15 protein-coding genes are annotated in these 21,844 nt (G+C 71.4%); 9 read left to right on the top strand and 6 right to left on the bottom strand.

The features are described from left to right. Positions 1-159: 159 nt before the first annotated feature. Both ACFWWR_RS20375 and ACFWWR_RS20370 read left to right on the top strand, forming a co-directional pair. Complete coding sequence (locus ACFWWR_RS20375; RefSeq protein WP_383872049.1) at positions 160-1,194, top strand: LacI family DNA-binding transcriptional regulator; 1,035 nt, start codon at positions 160-162, stop codon at positions 1,192-1,194. Between the two features lie 159 nt (positions 1,195-1,353). Further along, complete coding sequence (locus tag ACFWWR_RS20370; RefSeq protein WP_383872046.1) at positions 1,354-2,208, top strand: phosphatase PAP2 family protein; 855 nt, start codon at positions 1,354-1,356, stop codon at positions 2,206-2,208. 1,667 nt (positions 2,209-3,875) lie between these two features. On the opposite strand, the gene ACFWWR_RS20365 is transcribed toward ACFWWR_RS20370, so the two are convergent. Beyond that, a complete protein-coding gene (locus tag ACFWWR_RS20365; protein ID WP_383872041.1) occupies positions 3,876-6,872 on the bottom strand; it encodes a bifunctional [glutamine synthetase] adenylyltransferase/[glutamine synthetase]-adenylyl-L-tyrosine phosphorylase in 2,997 nt (998 codons plus the stop codon). Between the two features lie 575 nt (positions 6,873-7,447). Between ACFWWR_RS20365 and ACFWWR_RS20360 the strand changes: the two genes are divergently transcribed. Next, positions 7,448-7,972: a pyridoxamine 5'-phosphate oxidase family protein gene (locus tag ACFWWR_RS20360; RefSeq protein WP_383872038.1), complete on the top strand. Its 525-nt coding sequence runs from the start codon at positions 7,448-7,450 to the stop codon at positions 7,970-7,972. Between the two features lie 43 nt (positions 7,973-8,015). Continuing rightward, the gene (locus ACFWWR_RS20355; RefSeq protein ID WP_383872035.1) at positions 8,016-8,456 is read left to right on the top strand and encodes a VOC family protein; all 441 of its coding nucleotides are present in this window, start codon (positions 8,016-8,018) and stop codon (positions 8,454-8,456) included. 84 nt (positions 8,457-8,540) lie between these two features. Here the strand turns inward: ACFWWR_RS20355 and ACFWWR_RS20350 are convergent, their stop codons facing one another. Beyond that, positions 8,541-9,902, bottom strand: a complete 1,362-nt coding sequence (locus ACFWWR_RS20350; RefSeq protein ID WP_266440534.1) for a glutamine synthetase family protein — start codon at positions 9,900-9,902, stop codon at positions 8,541-8,543. A 365-nt stretch (positions 9,903-10,267) separates the two neighbouring features. Between ACFWWR_RS20350 and ACFWWR_RS20345 the strand changes: the two genes are divergently transcribed. The 4 genes from ACFWWR_RS20345 to ACFWWR_RS20330 all read left to right on the top strand — a co-directional run bounded on the left by ACFWWR_RS20345 (position 10,268) and on the right by ACFWWR_RS20330 (position 15,773). Next, complete coding sequence (locus tag ACFWWR_RS20345; RefSeq protein ID WP_383872032.1) at positions 10,268-10,930, top strand: DUF3105 domain-containing protein; 663 nt, start codon at positions 10,268-10,270, stop codon at positions 10,928-10,930. An 11-nt stretch (positions 10,931-10,941) separates the two neighbouring features. Continuing rightward, on the top strand, positions 10,942-11,544 hold the full coding sequence (locus ACFWWR_RS20340; protein ID WP_384304590.1) for a DUF305 domain-containing protein: 603 nt from the start codon (positions 10,942-10,944) through the stop codon (positions 11,542-11,544). Positions 11,545-11,682: 138 nt separating this feature from the next. Next, on the top strand, positions 11,683-13,623 hold the full coding sequence (locus ACFWWR_RS20335) for a protease pro-enzyme activation domain-containing protein (protein WP_383872026.1): 1,941 nt from the start codon (positions 11,683-11,685) through the stop codon (positions 13,621-13,623). Between the two features lie 395 nt (positions 13,624-14,018). Further along, entirely contained in the window at positions 14,019-15,773 is a 1,755-nt protein-coding gene (locus ACFWWR_RS20330) for an NAD+ synthase (protein WP_383872023.1), read from the top strand. Positions 15,774-15,937: 164 nt separating this feature from the next. On the opposite strand, the gene ACFWWR_RS20325 is transcribed toward ACFWWR_RS20330, so the two are convergent. The 4 genes from ACFWWR_RS20325 to ACFWWR_RS20310 form a co-directional block, all read right to left on the bottom strand. Continuing rightward, positions 15,938-17,149, bottom strand: coding sequence for an MFS transporter (locus ACFWWR_RS20325; RefSeq protein WP_383872020.1), 1,212 nt, complete (start codon positions 17,147-17,149; stop codon positions 15,938-15,940). A 100-nt stretch (positions 17,150-17,249) separates the two neighbouring features. Next, entirely contained in the window at positions 17,250-18,299 is a 1,050-nt protein-coding gene (locus ACFWWR_RS20320; RefSeq protein ID WP_383872016.1) for an endonuclease/exonuclease/phosphatase family protein, read from the bottom strand. A 196-nt stretch (positions 18,300-18,495) separates the two neighbouring features. Continuing rightward, entirely contained in the window at positions 18,496-19,140 is a 645-nt protein-coding gene (locus ACFWWR_RS20315; RefSeq protein ID WP_383872013.1) for a TetR/AcrR family transcriptional regulator, read from the bottom strand. A 74-nt stretch (positions 19,141-19,214) separates the two neighbouring features. Continuing rightward, on the bottom strand, positions 19,215-20,777 hold the full coding sequence (locus tag ACFWWR_RS20310) for an MFS transporter (protein WP_384304587.1): 1,563 nt from the start codon (positions 20,775-20,777) through the stop codon (positions 19,215-19,217). Positions 20,778-20,957: 180 nt separating this feature from the next. On the opposite strand from ACFWWR_RS20310, the gene panB reads away from it, so the two are divergent. Further along, positions 20,958-21,833 (top strand): 3-methyl-2-oxobutanoate hydroxymethyltransferase, encoded by an 876-nt coding sequence (gene panB / locus ACFWWR_RS20305; RefSeq protein WP_383872007.1) that lies wholly within the window; start codon positions 20,958-20,960, stop codon positions 21,831-21,833. The last annotated feature ends 11 nt before the right edge of the window (positions 21,834-21,844 follow it).

Below are 21,844 nucleotides of genomic sequence, written 5' to 3'. Positions count from 1 at the left end.
ACGCTTCCACCGCGCGGGACCATCTGTCGCGGAACCGGGCGCCGACGACGAACACGAGGGACCGCGATGAGGCAACAACCCCCTGCGGGCCGTTCCACCGGCCGGGCACGGCGTCCGATCGGTGTGCAGGGTGAGGGCCGACCGGTACAGTCCAGCCCTGTGACCACACGGCTAGCCGACATCGCTGCTCAGGCGGGGGTGAGCGAAGCGACCGTCAGCCGCGTCCTCAACGGGAAGCCGGGTGTCGCCGCCACCACCCGTCAGTCCGTACTGGCCGCCCTCGACGTGCTGGGCTACGAACGCCCGGTGCGGCTGCGGCAGCGCAGCGAGGGCCTGGTGGGCCTCATAACCCCGGAACTCGAGAACCCGATATTCCCGGCGCTGGCCCAGGTCATCGGCCAGGCGCTGACCCGGCAGGGCTACACGCCGGTGCTCGCCACCCAGACGCCGGGCGGTTCCACGGAGGACGAGCTGACGGAGATGCTCGTCGACCGGGGCGTGGCCGGCATCATCTTCGTCTCCGGCTTGCACGCGGACACCTCCGCCGACATGCAGCGCTACGACCAGCTGCGCGCGCAGGGCGTGCCCTTCGTCCTGGTGGACGGCTTCTCGCCGAAGGTGCAGGCGCCGTTCATCTCCCCCGACGACCGCGCCGCGATGACCCTCGCGGTCACGCACCTGGTGTCGCTGGGGCACACGAGGATCGGGCTGGCGCTCGGCCCCAAGCGGTTCGTGCCCGTGCAGCGCAAGATCGAGGGCTTCGTCCGCACCATGCAGGACCAGCTGGGTCTGGGTACGGAAGCCGTCGAGACGGAGTTCGTCCAGCACTCCCTCTACACCCTGGAGGGCGGCCAGGCGGCGGCCGCCGCGCTCATGGACCGTGACTGTACGGCCGTGGTGTGTGCCAGCGACATGATGGCGCTGGGGGCGATACGGGCGGCCCGGCAGCGCGGCCTGGACGTCCCCAAGGACGTCTCGGTCGTCGGCTTCGACGACTCCCCCCTGATCGCCTTCACCGACCCGCCGCTGACCACGATCCGCAAGCCGGTCCCGGCGATGGGACAGGCGGCGGTCCGCACCCTCCTGGAGGAGATCGGCGGGACGCCCGCGCCCCACAGTGAGTTCGTGTTCATGCCGGAACTGGTGGTGCGCGGCTCGACCGCCTCGGCTCCCGGGGAACGCGGACGCCACTGAGGCGCACGCCTCGTACAACTCGTTCCCAGGGCGGAGAAAACGGCCTGCTGCAGTGCGCTGGTAGGAGGTCTCAGGGGTCTTCCGGGTGTAGGACGTGCGACCCGGACCCGACCGGGGGATGATCGGTGGGGTATCCCTTTTCTGGCAGACTCTGTGCCTATGACTGAGACGACCGTGACGACGCAGGAAGGGCCCGACGAGGCCGTTCCGCAGACCGTCACGGCCGGGACCGGGCCGGGTTTCCTGCGCCGGCCGCGCACCCCGCGCCGACCCCGGCTCTGGTTCGAGATCCTTTTGATCGGCGTGAGTTACTGGACGTACTCACTGGTCCGCAACGCGGTCCCGGAGCAGCGGTCCGAGGCGCTGCGCAACGCCGACTGGATCTGGAAGGTCGAGCACCACCTCGGCATCGCCGTCGAGGAGTCCGTCAACCACGCCGTGAACTCGGTGACTTGGCTCATCGTCGGCATGAACTACTACTACGCGACCCTGCACTTCGTGGTGACGCTCAGTGTGCTCGTGTGGCTCTTCCGCAGCCATCCCGGCCGCTACGCCGCGACCCGCCTCGTGCTCTTCTCGACCACCGGTGTCGCCCTGGTCGGTTACTACCTGTATCCGCTCGCACCGCCACGCCTGATGAACGGCGGCCACTTCATCGACACCGTCATGATCCACCAGACGTGGGGCTCGATGGCCTCCGGCGACCTGAAGAACATGTCGAACCAGTACGCCGCCATGCCGTCCATGCACATCGGCTGGTCCCTGTGGTGCGGCCTGACGATCTTCACGCTGGCGTCGGTCCCGTGGGTGCGGGTCCTCGGCCTCCTCTACCCGGCGGCCACACTGGTGGTCATCGTCGCCACCGCCAACCACTTCTGGCTCGACGCGGTGGGCGGCGTCCTCTGCCTCGCCTTCGGCTTCACGGTGGCCCGGCTCTGGTACGGGGCACTGCCGTACGCGCTCCCGAAACTGGTCCCGGCCCGCCGAAGGCCCTTGCTTCCGACGAGGGCCTAGCGGAATCCAGGGGCTGTCCGACCGTGTCGACCGTCCGCCGGAGGGGGCGGTCCGCCGCCGACCCAGGCCGGCCGTCGGCCCAGGCCGGCCGTCGGCCCGAGGAGCGGGCCACCGCCGACCCACCATGTCGGCCGTCGCCCCGTGGACCGGGCCACCGACCACCCATTCCGGCTGTCGACTCACGCCGGCCGTCCGCCCGACGGACCGGGCCACGGTGACGCCTGGTGCGGGCGATCGTGAGACGCCGGAGCCTCCCGAGACCACCGCCGCCTCACGGCATCCCGACTCGCCCAGCCCCGCCTCTCCTCTCCCCGCCTCGCCCCGCCTCGCCTCGCCTCGCCTCGCCGAGGATGACTGCCGTGATCGCACGAGGTCTGGCGACCAGGGGCCGCAGCAGGGCACCCGCGATGGTCCCGCCGCCACCCCAGTGGACCTGGCGTGCGCGCCCTGCTCTTCGCGGGCATGCTGCGCGCGGGCATGCTGCGCGCGGGCATGCTGCGCGCGGGCGACCGCGCCCGCTTCGGCAGACGGCAGACAGCGGGCGGCGGCCGACGGACGGCGGGGCGAGGGGCGGCGGGCCGACGGGCGGCGGGCGGCGGGCGAGGGCCGACGGGCCGACGGGTGACGGCCTACGTACGGTGGGCAGCCGCCGACGGACGGCAGGCGGCGAGCGGCGGGCCGACGGACGGCAGGCCAGCAGGCCAGCAGGCGGCAGGCGGCGAGCGGCGGACAGCGGGCCGGCGGGCAGCAGGTCGGCGGACGGCAGGCCAGCGGGCGGCGGACAGTGGGCGGCGGACAGTGGGCCGGCGGGCTGGCAGGCGGCGAGCGGCGGGCCGGCGGACAGTGGGCCGACGGGCAGCGGGCCGACGGGCGGCGGGCCGACGGGTGACGGCCTACGTACGGTGGGCAGCCGCCGACGGACGGCAGGCGGCGAGCGGCGGGCCGACGGACGGCAGGCCAGCGGGCGGCAGGCGGCGAGCGGCGGGCCGGCGGACAGTGGGCCGGCGGGCAGCGGGCGTGCGGGCCAATCGGCGCCGGGGATCCGGGACTGTGTCGGGCAGGGCCCCTCGTCCGTCGCCGCCTCCCGCAGCGCCCCGCCGAAACGCCTCCACCAGGGGCGGCTGCGGCGGGGCCGTCTCCAGTAGGGCCGCCTGGATGCCGCGTACCGGCTCCGGGCGCCGGACCGGGCGGTACGGCCACGTCGGGGTGGCGGACTCCCGGCCCCAGTCGCGGGATCGGACTGACTCCCCAGCCCAGTCGCCGCAAAGCCCTGCGCGGTCGCGTGGTCCTCGCTCTCGACCACGAACCTCGGCCGGACCGTCGGCCCAGCGGCCTCGCGGGCGTGGAGCATGCGGCGAGACCGGGTCCGGGCCACTCCCTGCCGACCCAGGGCTCCTCGGCCGGCCCGGCGAGCGGCACGGGCCGGCGTGCAGCGACCGGTGGCTGGTCCGGCGACGGCCGGGACGGTCGGCCATCTGCTGCCCGTCGTGTGGGTGTCGCCGGTCGCGCTGCTCCTGGGCGAGAACGTCGGGCCGCGGGTGCCGGCCGACATGGCGGTGGTGCTGGTGGGGGTGGGTGGCGTTGACCAGCGGCGGGCGGCGGGCGGCGGGCTGCGGGCGGCGAAGGCAGTGTCGAGTGTTCCCGCAGCCAAGGTCCCCCACCCAGGCCTACGCCCCGTAGAACAGTTCGTCCACCACGCTCCGCGCCCGTCGTGCCGTACGCCGGTAGTCGTCGAGCATGTCGCCCACGTGGCCGGGGCCGTAGCCCAGGTAACGCCCCACCGCGCCCAGCTCGCGGGCGTCGGAGGGGAAGGTGTCGCCGGCCCGGCCGCGGACGAGCATCACGGCGTTGCGTACGCGGGTGGCCAGGACCCAGGCCTCGTCGAGGGTGGCGGCGTCCTCGTCGGAGAGGAGGCCCGCGGTGCGGGCGGCGGCGAGGGCCGCGCGGGTGCGGGTCGTGCGCAGGCCCGCCACCTCCGCGCCGTGCCGCATCTGGATGAGCTGCACCGTCCACTCGACGTCGGACAGGCCGCCGGGCCCGAGCTTGGTGTGCAGCTTCGGGTCCGCGCCGCGCGGCATCCGCTCGGACTCCATCCGGGCCTTCAGACGCCGGATCTCACGTACGGCGTCGTCGCCGAGGCCGGCCGTCGGGTACCGCAGCGGATCGATCAGCTCGATGAAGCGGCGGCTCAACTCCTCGTCCCCGGCGACGGGTTCGGCCCGCAGCAGCGCCTGCGACTCCCAGCCCAGGGACCAGCGGCGATAGTAGGCCTCGTACGAATGCAACGTCCGTACCAGCGGCCCGGACTTGCCCTCCGGCCGCAGGTCGGCGTCGATGAGCAGGGGCGGGTCGGCGCTGGGGATCTGGAGCAGGCGGCGCATCTCGGAGACGACCTTGTTGGCCGCGTCGGAGGCCTCGCGTTCGTCGACGCCGTCGCGCGGCTCGTGCACGAACAGCACGTCGGCGTCGGAACCGTAGCCGAGTTCGTGGCCGCCGAAGCGGCCCATGCCTATGACGGCGAACCGGGTGGGCAGGGTGTCCCCCCAGCCGTCCCGGACCACCGCGCGCAGAGTCCCGGAGAGCGTGGCCGCCGTCAGGTCGGACACCGCGCCGCCGACCCGGTCCACGAGCGCGCCCTGGTCGGCCTCGACCGGCTGGGCCTCGGTGCCGTAGGAGCCGACGATGTCCGCCGCGGACGTACGGAACAATTCGCGGCGGCGGACACCGCGCGCGGCCGTGACCGCCTGCACGGCGCCGGCCGCGCGGCCGACCGCGGCGAGGATCTCCTGCTCCAGGTGGTCCCGGCCGCGTGGCTCCAGGCCGGCCGCGTCGCCGTCGCCGAGCAGGGCGACCGCCTCGGGGGCGCGCATCAGCAGATCGGGGGCGAGCCGGCCGGCGGACAGGACCCGAGCGAGGTTCTCGGCGGCGGCGCCCTCGTCCCTCAGCAGCCGCAGATACCAGGGGGTCTTACCGAGCGCGTCCGACACCTTGCGGAAGTTGAGCAGCCCGGCGTCCGGGTCGGCCGAGTCGGCGAACCAGCCGAGCAGCACCGGCAGCAGCGTGCGCTGGATGGCCGCTTTACGGGTGACGCCGGACGCCAGCGCCTCCAGGTGCCGCAGCGCCCCCGCCGGGTCCGCGTAGCCGAGCGCGACCAGCCGCTCCCGGGCCGCCTCGGGGCTCAACCGGGTCTCTCCGGGGGCGAGTTGGGCGACCGCGTCGAGCAGAGGGCGGTAGAAGAGCTTCTCGTGCAGCCTTCGTACGACACTGGTGTGCCGTTTCCACTCTCGGGTCAGCTCGGCGACCGGGTCGGCACGCAGGCCGAGGGAGCGGCCGAGGCGGCGCAGGTCGGCCTCCTCCTCGGGGACGAGGTGGGTGCGGCGCAGCCGGTAGAGCTGGATGCGGTGCTCCATGGAGCGCAGGAAGCGGTAGGCGTCGTCGAGCTGGACGGCGTCGGCGCGGCCGACATAGCCGCCGGTGGCGAGGGCCTGCAACGCGTCCAGGGTGGTTCCGCTGCGGAGGGAGACGTCGGCCCGCCCGTGCACCAACTGCAGGAGCTGGACGGCGAATTCGACGTCCCTGAGGCCGCCGGGGCCGAGCTTCAGCTCGCGTTCGATCTCGGCGACGGGGATGTTCTCGACGACGCGGCGGCGCATCTTCTGCACGTCGGCGACGAAGTTGTCGCGCTCGGCGGCCTTCCAGACCAGGGGTTCGAGGGCCGCGACGTACTCCTCGCCGAGGTCGAGGTCGCCGGCCACCGGGCGGGCCTTGAGCAGGGCCTGGAACTCCCAGGTCTTGGCCCAGCGCTGGTAGTAGGCGAGGTGACTGCTGAGCGTGCGCACCAGCGGACCGTTTCTGCCCTCGGGCCGCAGGTTGGCGTCCACGGGCCAGATCGAGCCCTCGATCGTCGTCTCCGAGCAGATCCGCATCAGGTGCGAGGCGAGCTTGGTGGCCGACCTCAGGGCCTTGCCCTCGTCGGCGCCCTCGACGGCCTCGCCGACGAAGATCACGTCGACGTCGGAGACGTAGTTCAGCTCATGGCCGCCGCACTTGCCCATCGCGACGACCGCGAGCCGGCACAGCGCGCTGTCCTCCGGCGCGGCCGCGCGGGCGATGGCGAGGGCGGCGCGCAGGGTCGCGGTGGCGAGGTCGGCGAGTTCGGCGGCGGTCTGGGCGATGTCGGTGGTACCGCACACGTCACGGGCGGCGATCGACAGCAGGCAGCGGCGGTAGGCGACGCGCAGCAGGACGGGGTCGGTCGCCTCCGTGAGGCCCTGCTCGAACTCCTCCACCCCGGGGTGGAGGTCGCTCGGCTCGTACATGACGAGGGCGCGCCAGTCGCCCGGATGCCGGGCGAGGTGGTCGGCGAGCGCGGCGGAGGCGCCGAGCACGCCGAGCAGCCGGTCGCGCAGCGGCTTGGCCGCTATCACCGTGTCAAGCAGTTCACGCCGGGCGGTGGGCGCGGTCTGCGCCTCCAGCAGGCGGACCAGACCGTGCAGGGCCAGGTCCGGGTCGGCGGTCGCGCCCAGCGCCTCCAGCAGGACCGGGTCGTCCCGGACGTGCGCGAGTTCCGTGCTGTCCAGGAGGCGCTCGGCGGCGGAGGGGTCGGTGAAACCGTGCCGCAGCAGCCGCGTGAAGGTACTGCTTCTGCGCCCCGGCGCCGTCATCCCGGCCTCCTGTCGGATCAAGGTCGTACGGCCACGAGCCTAACCGGAGAAACCGGGGGAAGCGCTGGGGCGCCGGAGCGCTTTCAGCGGGTCACCGTCACGTGGACGGTCACGAAGGGCCGACCGGGACCGCATCACCGGCCATACGGACCGCGACCGCCGCGCCGTCAAGGCGCAACACCACCGCCACCACGGTCGCCCACCCCGACGACCGACGACCGGGACCGCATCACCGGCCATACGGACCGCGACCGCCGCGCCGTCGAGGCGCAACACCACCGCCACCACGGTCGCCCACCCCGACGACCGACGGCCGGGACCGCATCACCGGCCATACGGACCGCGACCGCCGCGCCGTCAAGGCGCAACACCACCGCCGCCGAGGTCGGCCACCCGACGGTCGGCACCGCGATCCGCAGCACGGGCCAGGCGCACGCCACGGGTCGTGGTGCCGAACCGCACGTCGGGACACTGTTGCCGCAGCCGTGCCGGCGTCTTTGGGTCGGGCCGGGCTGCCGCGGTGGCCCCGGTGCTCCGCGGGGAACCCTGGAAGAGACACGTCTGGAGGGCTGCTGATGACCGACAAGGAAACCGAGAGGGCACCCGAGGCCCGTCTCGACCCCCGCTACAGCGACGAGGCCGCCACCGCGATCTCCTGGCCCGCGGCCGAGGCACTGCTCTCCGCGGCCGAGCTGTTCTGGATCTCGACCGTGCGGCCGGACGGACGGCCGCACGTGACGCCGCTGCCCGCGGTGTGGGCGCACGGAGCGCTGCACTTCTGCACGGGGCCCGAGGAACGCAAGGCGAAGAACCTCGCGCACAATCCGAACGTCGTGCTGACCACCGGCACCAACACCTGGGACAAGGGTTACGACCTGGTGGTGGAGGGCGAGGCGGTGCGTGTGTCCGACGACGGCAGGCTGCGGGAGCTCGCCGCCGCGTGGGAGACGAAGTACGGCGAATTCTGGCGCTTCGAGGTACGGGAGGGCTATTTCCACCACGGTCCTGGGCACGCCGTCGTCTTCGCGCTGGCGCCGCGCACGGTTTTCGGCTTCGGTAAGGGGGAGCCGTTCAGCCAGACGCGCTGGCGGTTCGTCTGACACTCACCTGCCCCTCCCGTCAACGGCGACTTGGAGACAAGCGATGGAGTTCACCCTTGAAGTGATCCCGCTGCCCGTGAGCGACATCGACCGGGCCCGGGACTTCTACCGGGACCGGGTCGGCTTCCACGTGGACATCGACCAGGAGGTGATGCCGGGCATGCGGATCGTGCAGCTGACCCCTCCGGGCTCCGGCTGCTCGATCGCCCTCGGCGACAGCATCTGGGAGATGGTCCAGGGCCGGCGCCCCGCCCCCGGCTCCTACCAGGGCCTCCAGCTCTGCGTGACCGACATCAAGGCGGCCCACGCCGAGCTGGTCGAGCGAGGTCTGGAGGTCTCCGAGCCGGTCCAGTACGCCCCCGACGACGGCGCGACCTTCATGTACTTCCAGGACCCGGACGGCAACGGCTGGGCGGTCCAGGAGTACCGCCGCCGGGTCGCGGAGCCGCTGCATCAGGTACTGGCGAAGCTGGCGCAGCAGTAGGGCCGCCAAGGGGCGCGGGGAACTGCGCGACCAGCCCCCACCGGGCCGCACTGTCCGCACGACGCCGCGCCCCACGGCGAATCCCTACAGCACCGGCAGGTTCTTCCGCAGCTCGAAGGCCGTGACCTCGCTGCGGTACTCCTCCCACTCCTGGCGCTTGTTGCGCAGGAAGAAGTCGAACACGTGCTCGCCCAGTGTCTCGGCGACCAGATCGCTCCGCTCCATCAGCGTCAGCGCCTCGCCCAGGTTCTGGGGAAGGGGCTCGATGCCCATCGCGCGGCGCTCGGCGTCGGAGAGGGCCCAGACGTCGTCCTCGGCGCCCGGCGGGAGCTCGTAGCCCTCCTCGATGCCCTTGAGGCCGGCGGCCAGGAGCATGGCGTACGCCAGGTACGGGTTGGCGCCGGAGTCGATGGAGCGGACCTCGATACGGGCCGAGCCGGTCTTGCCGGGCTTGTACATCGGGACGCGGACCAGGGCGGAGCGGTTGTTGTGGCCCCAGCAGATGTAGGAGGGGGCCTCGCCGCCGGCGCCCGCCGTGCGCTCCGAGCCGCCCCAGATGCGCTTGTAGGAGTTCACCCACTGGTTGGTGACCGCCGCGATCTCCGCCGCGTGCTTGAGCAGGCCCGCGATGAAGGAGCGGCCGACCTTGGAGAGCTGGTACTCCGCGCCCGACTCGTAGAAGGCGTTGCGGTCGCCCTCGAAGAGGGAGAGGTGCGTGTGCATGCCCGAGCCGGGGTGCTCGGAGAACGGCTTCGGCATGAAGGTCGCCTGGACCCCCTGCTCCAGCGCCACCTGCTTCATGACCAGGCGGAACGTCATGATGTTGTCCGCCGTGGAGAGCGCGTCCGCGTAGCGCAGGTCGATCTCCTGCTGGCCCGGGGCGCCCTCGTGGTGGGAGAACTCGACCGAGATGCCCATCGACTCCAGCATGGTGATCGCCTGGCGGCGGAAGTCCATGCCGATGTTCTGCGGGGTGTGGTCGAAGTAGCCGGAGTTGTCGGCCGGGGTGGGCCGGGTACCGTCCAGCGGCTTGTCCTTCAGCAGGAAGAACTCGATCTCCGGGTGGGTGTAGAAGGTGAAGCCCAGGTCGGAGGTGCGGGCCAGGGCGCGCTTGAGCACGTACCTCGGGTCCGCGAAGGACGGGGAGCCGTCCGGCATGAGGATGTCGCAGAACATCCGGGCGGTGCCGGGGGCCTCCGCACGCCACGGCAGGACCTGGAAGGTCGACGGGTCGGGCTTGGCGATCATGTCCGACTCGTATACGCGGGCGAAGCCCTCGATCGCCGAGCCGTCGAAGCCGATGCCCTCGTCGAATGCCTGTTCCAGCTCGGCCGGGGCCACGGCGACGGACTTGAGGAAGCCCAGCACGTCCGTGAACCACAGGCGTACGAACCGGATGTCACGCTCCTCCAACGTCCGGAGCACGAACTCCTGCTGCTTGTCCATCTTGCGCTTCCCCATCCTTGCTGGTCAGGCCGCCTGTCTCCCGTACCACGGGAGGCGGTCGGGCACCTGGGCATCCCACCACAACACCATTTCATGAGTGTTGCGCACCTTGATCGTCCGGCCGACCTCGGAGTGAACGCCTCACGGCTGGCGGGTGTACCGCTCTGCCGCCCATCTTGCCTGCTCGGACCGACATACGTAATGCCGGGAGTCTCCCAACCTCCCGGGGCCGGGTCCCACGGGTACCCGATCTTCCCCGGGTATCCGATCTTCGGCCATTCCTGTGCCCTCCCTACGAGAGTGCCCCGCTCCCCCATTACGATCAGCGAACCCGACCGGCACCCTTTCCCCAGAAGGACACACGCATGGGCTCCGCCAAGAACAGCAGCAGCGCCGCCCGCAAGGCGCGAATAGAGGAGATGCGGCGCGCCGAGCAGTCCCGTGAGCGCCGCAACCGGATCCTCACCATCGTCGCCAGCACGGTGGTCGTCGCCGGTCTCGTGGTGGGCGGTGTGGTCCTGGTGAACTCGCAGTCCGACGACGACAGCACCGCGGCCGACGCGAAGACCACGGGGAAGCTCGTCACCGGAGCGGACGGGGTGAAGACGTGGAAGGGCAAGCTGAGCCAGACCCACGTCACCAAGACGGTGAAGTACCCGACGGAGCCCCCGGTCGGCGGTGACCACAACCAGGTCTGGATGAACTGCAACGGCGACGTCTACACCAAGGCGCTCAACAACATGAACGCCGTGCACTCCCTGGAGCACGGGGCGGTGTGGGTGACGTACACCAGCAAGGCCTCGAAGGCGGACGTGGAGGCGCTGGCGGCGAAGGTGAAGGCGACGCCGTACACGCTGATGAGCCCGGACGAGAAGCAGGCCGACCCGATCATGCTCACCGCGTGGGGGAACCAGCGCACGGTGACCGGTGCCGACGACCCGAACGTCGCCAAGTTCCTCGAGAAGTTCGTGCAGGGCAAGCAGACGCCCGAGCCGGGCGCGGCGTGCACGGGTGGTCTGTCGCAGTGAGGCTCGCGTCAGTGGCCGTCGCCGCGGCGGGAGTGCTCGTCGCGGCCGGTGCCATCACCTACGCCGTCGCCGAGGACGACGGTTCCGGCACGGTTCCCGCGGCCGACTCCGCGGACGCGGGGTTCGCGCGGGACATGGCGGTGCATCACCAGCAGGCCGTCGAGATGTCGTACATCGTGCGCGACCGCACCGACGACGAGGAGGTGCGGCGTCTCGCCTACGACATCGCGCAGACGCAGGCCAACCAGCGCGGCATGCTGCTGGGCTGGCTCGACCTGTGGGGCCTGCCGAAGGTGTCCGCCGACGCGCCGATGACCTGGATGGGCATGGGCGACATGCCGTCCGGCAAGGACGGGGCGCTGATGCCGGGCATGGCGACCAACACCGAGCTGAAGAAGCTGGACACGCTGAGCGGCAAGCAGGCCGAGGTCTTCTATCTCCAGTTGATGACGGACCATCACAAGGGCGGTGTCCACATGGCCGAGGGCTGTGTGGACCGGTGCACGGTCGGCGTGGAGAAGCGGCTGGCCCAGGGCATGGTCGACGCGCAGAAGTCGGAGATCGGCCTGATGACGGACCTGCTCAAGGAGCGCGGCGCCGAACCGCGTTCGTGACGCGTTAACCCTCAAATGGCCTTGTCATTAGGTTAATTGGGCTCTTCTTGGAACGCGCATTCCCCTGGCATGAACAGTTCATCGCGAGAGTGGCCACCGTCGAGTGATCCACTCGCGACGAACCGCACAGGGGGTTCCATGAGATCCAACCGCGCCAAGATGCGTGCCGGGGTGAGCATGGCAGCGACACTGCCGATGCTCGCGGGCGCGCTGGCGCTCGGCATACCCGCGGCGCACGCGGCGGGCAACCCGGGCCGGGACACGCTGACCGGGACCAAGCCCGCGTGGGCCACGCCCAAGGCCGACAAGGGCGCGACCGCCGACAGCTCCCAGGTCTCCGCCCGGGTCTACCTCGCCGGCCGGGACGCCGCCGGCCTCGCCGCGTACGCGAAGGCCGTGTCCGACCCGTCCTCCGCTTCGTACGGCAAGTACCTCGGCGCGCAGCAGGCGCAGGCCCGCTTCGGCGCGACCGAGGCACAGGTGGCGGCGGTGAAGTCCTGGCTGACGTCGGCCGGTCTGAAGGTGACGGGCGTGACGCAGCACTACGTCTCCGTCTCCGGTGACGTGTCCGCCGCCGAGCGGGCCTTCGGTACCCAGCTGCACAACTACGCCAAGGGTTCCAAGACCTACCGCGCGCCCGCCGAGGCGGCCTCCGCGCCGGACGGCCTGAACGGTGCCGTCCTGACCGTCACCGGCCTGGACAACGCGCCGCACAAGGCGACCCACAGCGATACGCTGCCGCCGCCGGACGCCGTGTTCAAGAACTCCGGGCCGTTCTCCTCGTACTACGGCTCCAACGTGGCGACCACGCTGCCGGACGCGTACGGCGGGAAGATCCCGTACGCCGTCGAGGGCTACACGGGCAAGCAGCTGCGGGCCGCATACGGCGCGGGCAGCTACACGGGCAAGGGGGTCCGGGTCGCCATCACCGACGCGTACGCCTCCCCGACCATCGCCTACGACGCGGCCACCTACGCGAAGAAGCACGGCGACGCGGCCTACACCAGCGGCCAGCTGCGGCAGGTCCTGCCCAAGAAGTACGCCCACACCGAGGAGTGCGGGGCGGCCGGCTGGTACGGCGAGGAGACTCTCGACGTCGAGGCCGTGCACGCGGTCGCGCCCGCCGCGAGCATCACGTACGTCGGCGGCGCGTCCTGCTACGACGACGACCTGCTCGACTCGCTGAGCAAGGTCGTCGACGGGCACCTGGCGGACATCGTGTCCAACTCGTGGGGCAGCATCGAGGCGGCCCAGACGCCGGATCTCGCGGCCGCCTACGACCAGGTCTTCCAGTTCGGCGCGGTCGAGGGCATCGGCTTCTACTTCTCCTCCGGCGACAACGGCGACGAGGTCGCCAACACCGGCACGAAGCAGGTCGACACTCCGGCCAACTCGGCGTGGGTGACGGCGGTCGGCGGCACCTCGCTGGCCGTCGGCAAGGGCGACAAGTACCTGTGGGAGACCGGCTGGGGCACCGAGAAGGCCACGCTGTCCGCGGACGGCAAGAGCTGGACGGACTTCCCCGGCGCGTTCACCTCGGGCGCGGGCGGCGGCACCAGCGCGACGGTCGCCGAGCCGTACTACCAGCAGGGCGTCGTCCCGGCCGCGCTCGCCACGGCCAACAGCGCCGCCGGCAACCGCGTGGTCCCGGACATCTCGGCGATCGCCGACCCCAACACCGGCTTCAAGGTCGGTCAGACGCAGACCTTCCCGGACGGGTCGCAGCAGTACAGCGAGTACCGTCTCGGCGGGACCTCGCTGGCCTCGCCGGTCATCGCGGCCGTACAGGCCCTCGCCCAGCAGGCGCGCGGCGGCAAGGCGATCGGTTTCGCCAACCCGTCGATCTACGCGAAGTACGGCACGAAGGCGTACCACGACGTCACGGACAATCCCACGGGCTCCGGCCTCGCGGTGGCCCGCGTCGACTACGCCAACAGCTACGACGCCTCGGGCGGTCTCCTCACCTCGGTGCGCACCCTCGGCGCCGACAGCTCGCTCAAGGCCGTGAAGGGCTACGACGACGTCACCGGCGTGGGTACACCGGCGGGCGGCTACGTGGAGTCGTACCGCCGCCGCTGACCACGGCGGGACAGCACGGCGCGCCCGCTTCCCGACGGAATTCGTCGGGAAGCGGGCACTCGCGTGTCCGGGCGCTTCGCCGCAGGCGGTGTGCGCGGGCGAGGGCGAAGGCGAGGTTGCTCGCCGCGGCGGCGGTGAACGCGGCGGCGAGCAGGAGCCAGTCGGTCATGGATCCCCTGGAGCGGTGTTCCGGTGGGTGCGGTGTTCCGGTGGGTGCGGTGTTCCGGTCGGTCGTCGGGTTTCAGTCGTAAGGCAGGGGAAGGCGGGCCCGTCCGGGTTCGGCAGGAACGGGGACGGTTTCGGATGGGTTGTGCTACCCGCCGTCACAGGGACCGTGAAGCGCCCCACACCCCCTCGCCACCCCATCGCGTCGCACTGACGATTACACTGGGCCCGTGCCTCAACTACGTCTCGCCCTGAACCAGATCGACTCACGCGTCGGTGACCTCGCCGGGAACACCGAGACGATCCTCCGCTGGACCCGGCACTCCGCCGAGCAGGGAGCGCACCTCGTGGCGTTCCCCGAAATGGCCCTGACCGGGTATCCCGTCGAGGACCTGGCCCTGCGCTCGTCCTTCGTGGAGGCGTCCCGCGCGGCCCTGCGCGGCCTCGCCGCACGGCTCGCCGAGGAGGGCTTCGGGGAGTTGCCGGTGGTCGTCGGCTACCTCGACCGGTCCGCGTCCGCCCAGCCGAGGTTCGGCCAGCCGGCCGGCGCGCCCCGCAACGCGGGGGCGGTGCTGCACCGCGGCGAGGTGGTCCTCAACTTCGCCAAGCACCACCTGCCGAACTACGGCGTCTTCGACGAGTTCCGCTACTTCGTGCAGGGCGACACCATGCCGGTCGTGCGTGTGCACGGCATCGACGTGGCCCTCGCCATCTGCGAGGACCTCTGGCAGGACGGCGGCCGCGTCCCGGCGGCGCGCTCCGCCGAGGCCGGGCTGCTGCTGTCGATCAACGCCTCGCCGTACGAGCGCGACAAGGACGACACCCGCCTGGAACTGGTCCGCAAGCGCGCCCAGGAGGCGGGCTGCACCACCGCCTACCTCGCCATGATGGGCGGGCAGGACGAGCTGGTCTTCGACGGCGACTCGATCGTCGTCGACAAGCACGGCGAGGTCGTCGCGCGGGCACCGCAGTTCTCGGAGGGGTGCGTGGTGCTGGACCTCGACCTGCCGGCGGCGTCGGCGGACGCGCCCACGGGTGTCGTGGACGACGGGCTGCGCATCGAACGGGTGGTGCTGTCCGAAGAGCCCCTGCCGGCGTACGAGCCGGAGCTCGCGGGGGGTTACGCGGACCGTCTCGACGACGCCGAGGAGATCTACTCGGCGCTGGTCGTGGGCCTGCGGGCGTACGTGGCGAAGAACGGCTTCACGTCGGTCCTGATCGGCATGTCCGGCGGCATCGACTCGGCGCTGGTCGCGGCGATCGCGTGCGACGCGGTGGGCGCGCAGAACGTGTATGGCGTGTCGATGCCGTCGAAGTACTCCTCCGAGCACTCGAAGGGGGACGCGGCGGAGATGGCCCGGCGGACCGGGCTGAACTTCCGTACCGTGCCGATCGAGCCGATGTTCGACGCGTACATGGGCTCGCTGGGGTTGACCGGCCTCGCGGAGGAGAACCTCCAGTCCCGGCTGCGGGGCACGATGCTGATGGCGATCTCCAACCAGGAGGGCCACATCGTGCTCGCGCCCGGCAACAAGTCGGAACTGGCGGTGGGGTACTCGACGCTGTACGGCGACTCGGTGGGCGCGTACGGGCCCATCAAGGACGTGTACAAGACGTGGATCTTCCGGCTGGCCCAGTGGCGCAACAAGGCGGCGGCCGAGCGCGGCCAGACCCCGCCCATCCCCGAGAACTCGATCACCAAGCCGCCGAGCGCGGAGCTGCGCCCGGGGCAGGTCGACACGGACTCGCTGCCGGACTATCCGGTCCTCGACGCGATCCTCGAGCTGTACGTCGACCGGGATCAGGGCGCCGACGCGATCGTCGCCGCCGGGTACGACCGGGAGCTGGTCGTCAAGACGCTGCGGATGGTCGACACGGCGGAGTACAAGCGGCGGCAGTATCCGCCGGGTACGAAGATCTCGGCGAAGGGGTTCGGCAAGGACCGCAGGTTGCCGATCACGAACGGCTGGCGCGAGTCGGTCTGACGGACCGGCCCGTCCCGGTGGGTCGAGAGGTGACCGTGGAAACGTCACTGCTCGACCCACCGAGTCGGCCATCTGTCATCCCACCGAATCGGGTGGTGGGTGGGCAAAGGCCGGGTCCAGGGGGCCGGAGCCCCCTGGTACGGGAGCGGAGGGGCGGCCCCCCTTTAAGACCGCACCGACTCCGACACGCCCGGCACGTGCGTCGCGACCAGCCGCCCCCGAGGGGCGACCCGCCGCCGGTCCACCACAGCCGACGTAGCAGCGACCGCCAGACCCAGCACGGCAAGCCCGGCCCCGGCCACCGCCGGAGACGTCACCCCGAATCCCGCGGCCAGCGCGACACCCCCGATCCACGCACCCCCGGCGTTGGCCATGTTGAACGCGGCCTGGTTCGCGGAGGACGCCAGGGAAGGGGCGGCCGACGCCTTCTCCATCACCATCAGTTGCAGCGGCGAGCCGGTCACGAACGCCGCCATACCGAGCAGCACGACGGCCAGCCCGGCACTCCACTCCGCGCTCATCAGCAGCGGGAACAGGGCCAACACGGCCACCAGAGCCGTCAGTCCGCCGAACAGCGTGCCGCGCAGGGAGTGGTCCGCGAGCCGCCCGCCCAGCAGGTTGCCCGCTGTCGCGCCGACACCGAACAGTGCCAGCAGCACCGTCACGCTGGAGTCGGCGAAGCCGGCCGCGTCGGTGAGCATCGGCGTGACGTAGCTGTACGCGGCGAACAGGGCGCCGAAGCCCGCGACGGTCGTACCCAGCGCCAGCCAGACGGGCAGGGAGCGCAGGGCGGCGAGTTCGCCGCGGACGCCGGCGCGCGGGGCGTGGGCGTCGTCGTGGGGGACGAAGCGCGCCAGCGCCGCGATGGCGACCACGCCGATCGCGCTGACGCCGAGGAAGGTCGCCCGCCAGCCCATCTGCTGCCCCATGAGGGTCGCGACGGGGACGCCCACGATGTTGGCGACCGTGAGGCCGAGGAACATCAGGGACACCGAGCGGGCCTTGCGCTCCGGCGCCACCATCGTCGTGGCGACGACGGCACCCACACCGAAGAAGGCACCGTGCGGGAGGCCGCTGAGGAAGCGGGCCGCCAGGAGCCAGTGGTAGTCGGGGGCGAAGGCGGACAGCGCGTTGCCGGCCACGAACAGGGCCATCAGTCCGATCAGGACCTTGCGGCGGGACATGCGCGCGGTGACCGCGGCGAGCAGCGGGGCGCCGACGACGACGCCCAGCGCGTAGGCCGAGACCAGGTGGCCGGCCTCGGGGAGGGAGATGTTCAGGTCGTCCGCGACGTCGGGCAGCAGGCCCATCATCACGAACTCGGTCGTACCGATGCCGAAGGCGCCCACGGCTAGGGCGAGCAGGGCCACGGGCATGAAGAAAACCATTGCCTTTCAGGGGAGAGCGAAGTTCCGTACCAGCGTATGTTCAGTTACGGAACAAAGACGCCCGCCCCCGGTATTCCGGCAGGTCGGATCAGTCCGACGTGGCGACGTTCACACGCGCGGCCACCGGGAGGTGGTCGCTCCCGGTCTCCGGCAGCGCCCAGGAGCTCTCCGGCTCGACGCCCTTCACCAGGATCTGGTCGATCCGCGCCATCGGGAACGACGCCGGCCAGCTGAACCCGAAGCCGCTGCCCGCCGCGCCCTGCGTGGAGCGCAGCTGGGAGGTGACGGCGTTGAGCGAGCGGTCGTTCATGGTGCCGTTCAGGTCGCCGAGCAGCACCACCCTGGTCAGCTTCTCGTCGGCGATGGCCTCGCCGAGCGCGTCGGCGCTCTTGTCGCGCTGCCGGGCCGTGAACCCGGCCTCCAGCTTCACCCGTACCGACGGCAGGTGGGCGACGTACACCGCGACCTGCCCGACGGGCGTGGTCACCGTGGCCCGCATGGCGCGCGTCCAGCCCAGCTTGATGTCGACGGGCTTGACGCCGGTGAGCGGGTACTTGCTCCACAGCCCGACCGTGCCCTGCACCGAGTGGTACTTGTACGTCGACGCCAGCGCCTTCTCGTACGTCGGGACCGCCCCGTCCGTCAGCTCCTCCAGGGCGACCACGTCCGCGCCGGACGCGGCCACGTCGCGGGCGGTGCCGGCGGGGTCGGGGTTGTCGGCGTTGACGTTGTGGGTGGCCACGGTGAGGTCACCGCCGGTGGCGGCCTTGTCGGTGAGGAGGCCGCCGAAGAGGTTCAGCCAGACGACCGACGGGAGCAGCACCGCGACCAGGGCGGTCGCGGACTTCCGTACGAGAGCGAGGACCAGCAGCACCGGCACGGCGAGACCCAGCCAGGGCAGGAAGGTCTCGATGAGGCTGCCGAGGTTGCCGACACGGTTGGGGATCTGCGCGTGCAGCAGCATGACCAGGGCGACCAGCACCGCGAGCCCGGCGACGACGAGGCCACGGCGCCAGATGCGCCGGTCACCGCGCCAGCCGTCGAGGAGGCGGTCCGTCAGGCGCCGGATTCGGGCTCCCCGGCGCTCGGGTCCCGAGCCTCCGCTGTCCGTTTCCGTCATGTACGCCTGCTGCGCCATACCGTTGCCTCACTGCCTGCCGTGCACACCGTTCGCCCCCCACGTCCTACGACCCTAGGGGATGATCCGTCCTGTTCCTGCCGTCCCATGACGGCCGTACGGGCACGAGGACGTACAAGTGGGCGCGCGGAGTTCCGGTGGCCGCCGGGGAAAGCGCCCTCTGTGACGCAACGCGCACACGCGGGCCGGACAGGCCCTACACGGACGGCGAACTGACGGGCGGTGAGCTGACGGGCCGTAGTCCTTCGAGCACCGTGTCGACGATCTCTTCGGACAGGCCGGCCGGGAGTTCGGCGTCCGGCCGCATCACGGCACGGAAGAGCATGGGGCCGGTGAGCATGTCGTTCATCAGCTCGGCGTCGACGTCCGCACGCAGTTCGCCGTTCTGCTGTCCGCGGCGCAGCCGCTCGACCTGGCGCCGGCGCCGCGGCTCGATGACGGTGGCGTGGTACGCCGTCCAGACTTTCGGGCTGCTCTTCATCTGGGCGTAGACACTGTGCAGGAGCGCCGACGACCGGGTCATCAGCCCGCGTTGGCGCAACTGTTCGAGGAGGGCCACGAGGTCGTCGCGCAGCGACGTGCCGGGGAGCTCCGGGTCCGGTGGCTCCGCCGTGCGCACGACGTCGACGAAGAGTTCCTCCTTGCCGCTCCAGCGCCGGTAGATGGTGGCCTTGCCGACGCCGGCGGTACGGGCGATGCGCTCGATGGACAGTTCGGCGAGCGGTACGCCCTCCTCCAGGAGCCTCATCACCCCCTCGACGATGGCACGCTCCACGGCCTCGCTGCGCGGTCGGCCCTTGGCGGGGCCGACTTGGCGAGGCCGGCTTTCGGCAAGGCTCACGATGCTCCGTCCCTTCGGTCGCAATGAGGGGATTCTCCCCCGTGCCCGCTCGCTCCAGGGCGGGGGGCCGGGGGCTACTCGGCTGCCACCAACTCCTGCTGCCCCTCGCCCTCCTGACGCGCCGGCTCCTTGCCCGGCAGGAACAGCGCCACGATCACCGCGCCGATCACCGCGACGCCCGCTCCCCACAGCGCGGTGACGTGCATGGCGTGCAGGAACGCGTCGTTGGCCGGGCCGACGAGCGCGTCACCCTTGGGGCCGAGCTTCGCGGCGACACCCAGGGTCGCCTCGATGGACTCCCCCGCGGTGTGGCGCAGGTCCGCGGGCACCGCGCCGAGCCGGTCCTCGATGCCGCCGCGGTACGCCGTGGACAGCACCGAGCCGAGTACGGCGATCCCCAGCGCGCCGCCGACCTGGCGGAAGGTGTTGCTGAGCGCGGACGCGGAGCCGGCCTTCTCGCGAGGCAGGGTCTGCATGATCACGACGCTGACCGGGGTCATGATGTGCGCCATGCCGGCGCCCATCAGGAAGAAGATCACCTCGAGGAGCCAGATCGGGGTGTCCGCCTCCAGCGTGGCGAACGCGGCCAGCATCGCGGCGATGACCACCAGGCCGGCCGTGGTGGTGACCTTGTAGCCGAAGCGGTCGACGACCAGCCGGGCGCGCGGCGCGAAGATCATCTGGGCGGCGGCCAGCGGCAGCATCAGCAGACCGGTCTGGAGCGGCGAGTAGCCGCGCACGCTCTGGGTGTAGAAGACCGAGAAGAAGGTCACGCCCATCAGGGCGAAGAAGACCAGCGCGATGGCGGCGATCGCGGCGGAGAAGACCTTGTTCTTGAAGTACGTGACGTCGACGGACGGATGGTCGCTGCGCTTCTCGAACACGACGAAGGCGACGAGGACCAGGACTCCGGCGGCGATGGTCCCCAGCACCGTGGCGTCGGTGAAGTCGGCGGTCTGGCCGCCCCTGATGATGCCGTAGACGAGCAGGACGAGGCCGACGACCGACAGGACGACGCCGACGGGGTCGAGCCGGCCGGGATTCGGGTCGCGGGAGTCGGGCACCAGCCACAGCATCAGCGCGACCGCGACGATCACGATCGGCACGTTGATGAGGAAGACCGAGCCCCACCAGAAGTGGTCGAGCAGGATGCCGCCGGTGATCGGGCCGATGGCGATGGCGAGGCCCACGCCGCCCGCCCAGATGCCGATGGCCTTGGGCTGCTCCTCGCGCTCGAAGACGTTCATCAGGACGGCGAGGGTGGCCGGCATCACGAAGGCGGCGCCGAGGCCCATCAGCGCGCGGAAGGCGATCAGCTCGCCCGGCGTGCCGGAGGAGGCGGCGAGGGCGGAGCTGATGCCGAACACGACGAGCCCGCCGAGCAGCACCTTCTTGCGGCCGAGACGGTCGCCGAGCAGGCCGGCGCTGAACAGCAGGCCGGCGAAGACCAGGGTGTAGGCGTTGATCGCCCACTCCAGCTCGCCCTGGGTGGCGCCCAGGCCGGTCGGGGCGGGGGTGGAGATCGTCTTGATGGCGACGTTCAGGATCGAGTTGTCGAGCACCACGATCAGCAGGCTCAGCATCAGGACGCCGAGGATCGCCCAGCGGCGCCGGTGAACCGTGGCAGGAGTAGTCATGCCGTCGAGGGTAGCGATTTACGATACGAGACGGTGCCGTATCGGAATTTCTTTACCCAGGTCTTACGTACGTGCGGATCACACGGGGGTCCCCTGGCCCTCCTCGGCACGAGGTGCCACCATGGACGTGGTCCGGGGACGCCGTCAGGGCGCCTCGAGATGACTGAAGGAGCCGTTGCAATGACGCAGCTTTCGGCTGCCCAGCCTGCGCAGCAGAAGTCCTCCGACGGCAGCAAGGCGCTGTACGGCGGCAAGGGCACGCGCCGTATCACCGTTCGCGACATCGCCGCCGCCAAAGAGCGCGGCGAGAAGTGGCCCATGCTCACCGCCTACGACGCGATGACCGCGTCCGTCTTCGACGAGGCCGGCATCCCGGTCATGCTCGTCGGGGACTCGGCGGGCAACTGTCACCTCGGGTACGAGTCCACCGTGCCCGTCACCCTCGACGAGATGACCATGCTCTCCGCGGCGGTCGTCCGGGGCACCCAGCGCGCCCTGATCGTCGGCGACCTGCCCTTCGGCTCCTACCAGGAGGGTCCCGTGCAGGCGCTGCGCTCGGCGACCCGGCTGGTGAAGGAGGCCGGGGTCGGGGCCGTCAAGCTGGAGGGCGGCGAGCGCTCCCACCGGCAGATCGAACTGCTGGTGGAGTCCGGGATCCCCGTGATGGCCCACATCGGGCTGACCCCGCAGTCCGTGAACGCCATGGGCTACCGCGTCCAGGGGCGCGGCGAGGAAGCGGCCCAGCAGTTGCTGCGCGACGCGAAGGCCGTGCAGGACGCGGGTGCGTTCGCGGTGGTCCTGGAGCTGGTTCCGGCGGAACTGGCGGCCGAGGTGACGCGGGTGCTGCACATCCCGACGGTCGGCATCGGCGCGGGGCCGGAGACGGACGCACAGGTCCTGGTGTGGACCGACATGCTCGGGCTGACCGGTGGCCGGATGCCGAAGTTCGTGAAGCAGTACGCGAACCTGCGTGAGGTCATGGGCAACGCGGCGAAGGCGTTCGCGGAGGACGTCGTCGGAGGAACGTTCCCGCTCGAGGAGCACAGCGTCCACTGAGCCACTGCGGT

It is taken from the genome of Streptomyces sp. NPDC058678, assembly GCF_042714835.1.
Classification (GTDB): Bacteria; Actinomycetota; Actinomycetes; order Streptomycetales; family Streptomycetaceae; genus Streptomyces.
The sequence above is the reverse complement of the archived record's forward strand: the minus strand, read 5'-3'. Positions and strand labels throughout refer to the sequence as shown.

Coding starts and splice junctions, on each gene's coding strand:
- ACFWWR_RS20365 (WP_383872041.1), bottom strand. CDS start 6,872: ATGACGGCGCCGGGGCGCAGAAGCAGTACCTTCACGCGGCTGCTGCGG.
- ACFWWR_RS20360 (WP_383872038.1), top strand. CDS start 7,448: ATGACCGACAAGGAAACCGAGAGGGCACCCGAGGCCCGTCTCGACCCC.
- ACFWWR_RS20325 (WP_383872020.1), bottom strand. CDS start 17,149: ATGCCCGTGGCCCTGCTCGCCCTAGCCGTGGGCGCCTTCGGCATCGGT.
- panB (WP_383872007.1), top strand. CDS start 20,958: ATGACGCAGCTTTCGGCTGCCCAGCCTGCGCAGCAGAAGTCCTCCGAC.
- ACFWWR_RS20355 (WP_383872035.1), top strand. CDS start 8,016: ATGGAGTTCACCCTTGAAGTGATCCCGCTGCCCGTGAGCGACATCGAC.
- ACFWWR_RS20345 (WP_383872032.1), top strand. CDS start 10,268: ATGGGCTCCGCCAAGAACAGCAGCAGCGCCGCCCGCAAGGCGCGAATA.
- ACFWWR_RS20320 (WP_383872016.1), bottom strand. CDS start 18,299: ATGGCGCAGCAGGCGTACATGACGGAAACGGACAGCGGAGGCTCGGGA.
- ACFWWR_RS20310 (WP_384304587.1), bottom strand. CDS start 20,777: ATGACTACTCCTGCCACGGTTCACCGGCGCCGCTGGGCGATCCTCGGC.
- ACFWWR_RS20370 (WP_383872046.1), top strand. CDS start 1,354: ATGACTGAGACGACCGTGACGACGCAGGAAGGGCCCGACGAGGCCGTT.
- ACFWWR_RS20350 (WP_266440534.1), bottom strand. CDS start 9,902: ATGGACAAGCAGCAGGAGTTCGTGCTCCGGACGTTGGAGGAGCGTGAC.
- ACFWWR_RS20335 (WP_383872026.1), top strand. CDS start 11,683: ATGAGATCCAACCGCGCCAAGATGCGTGCCGGGGTGAGCATGGCAGCG.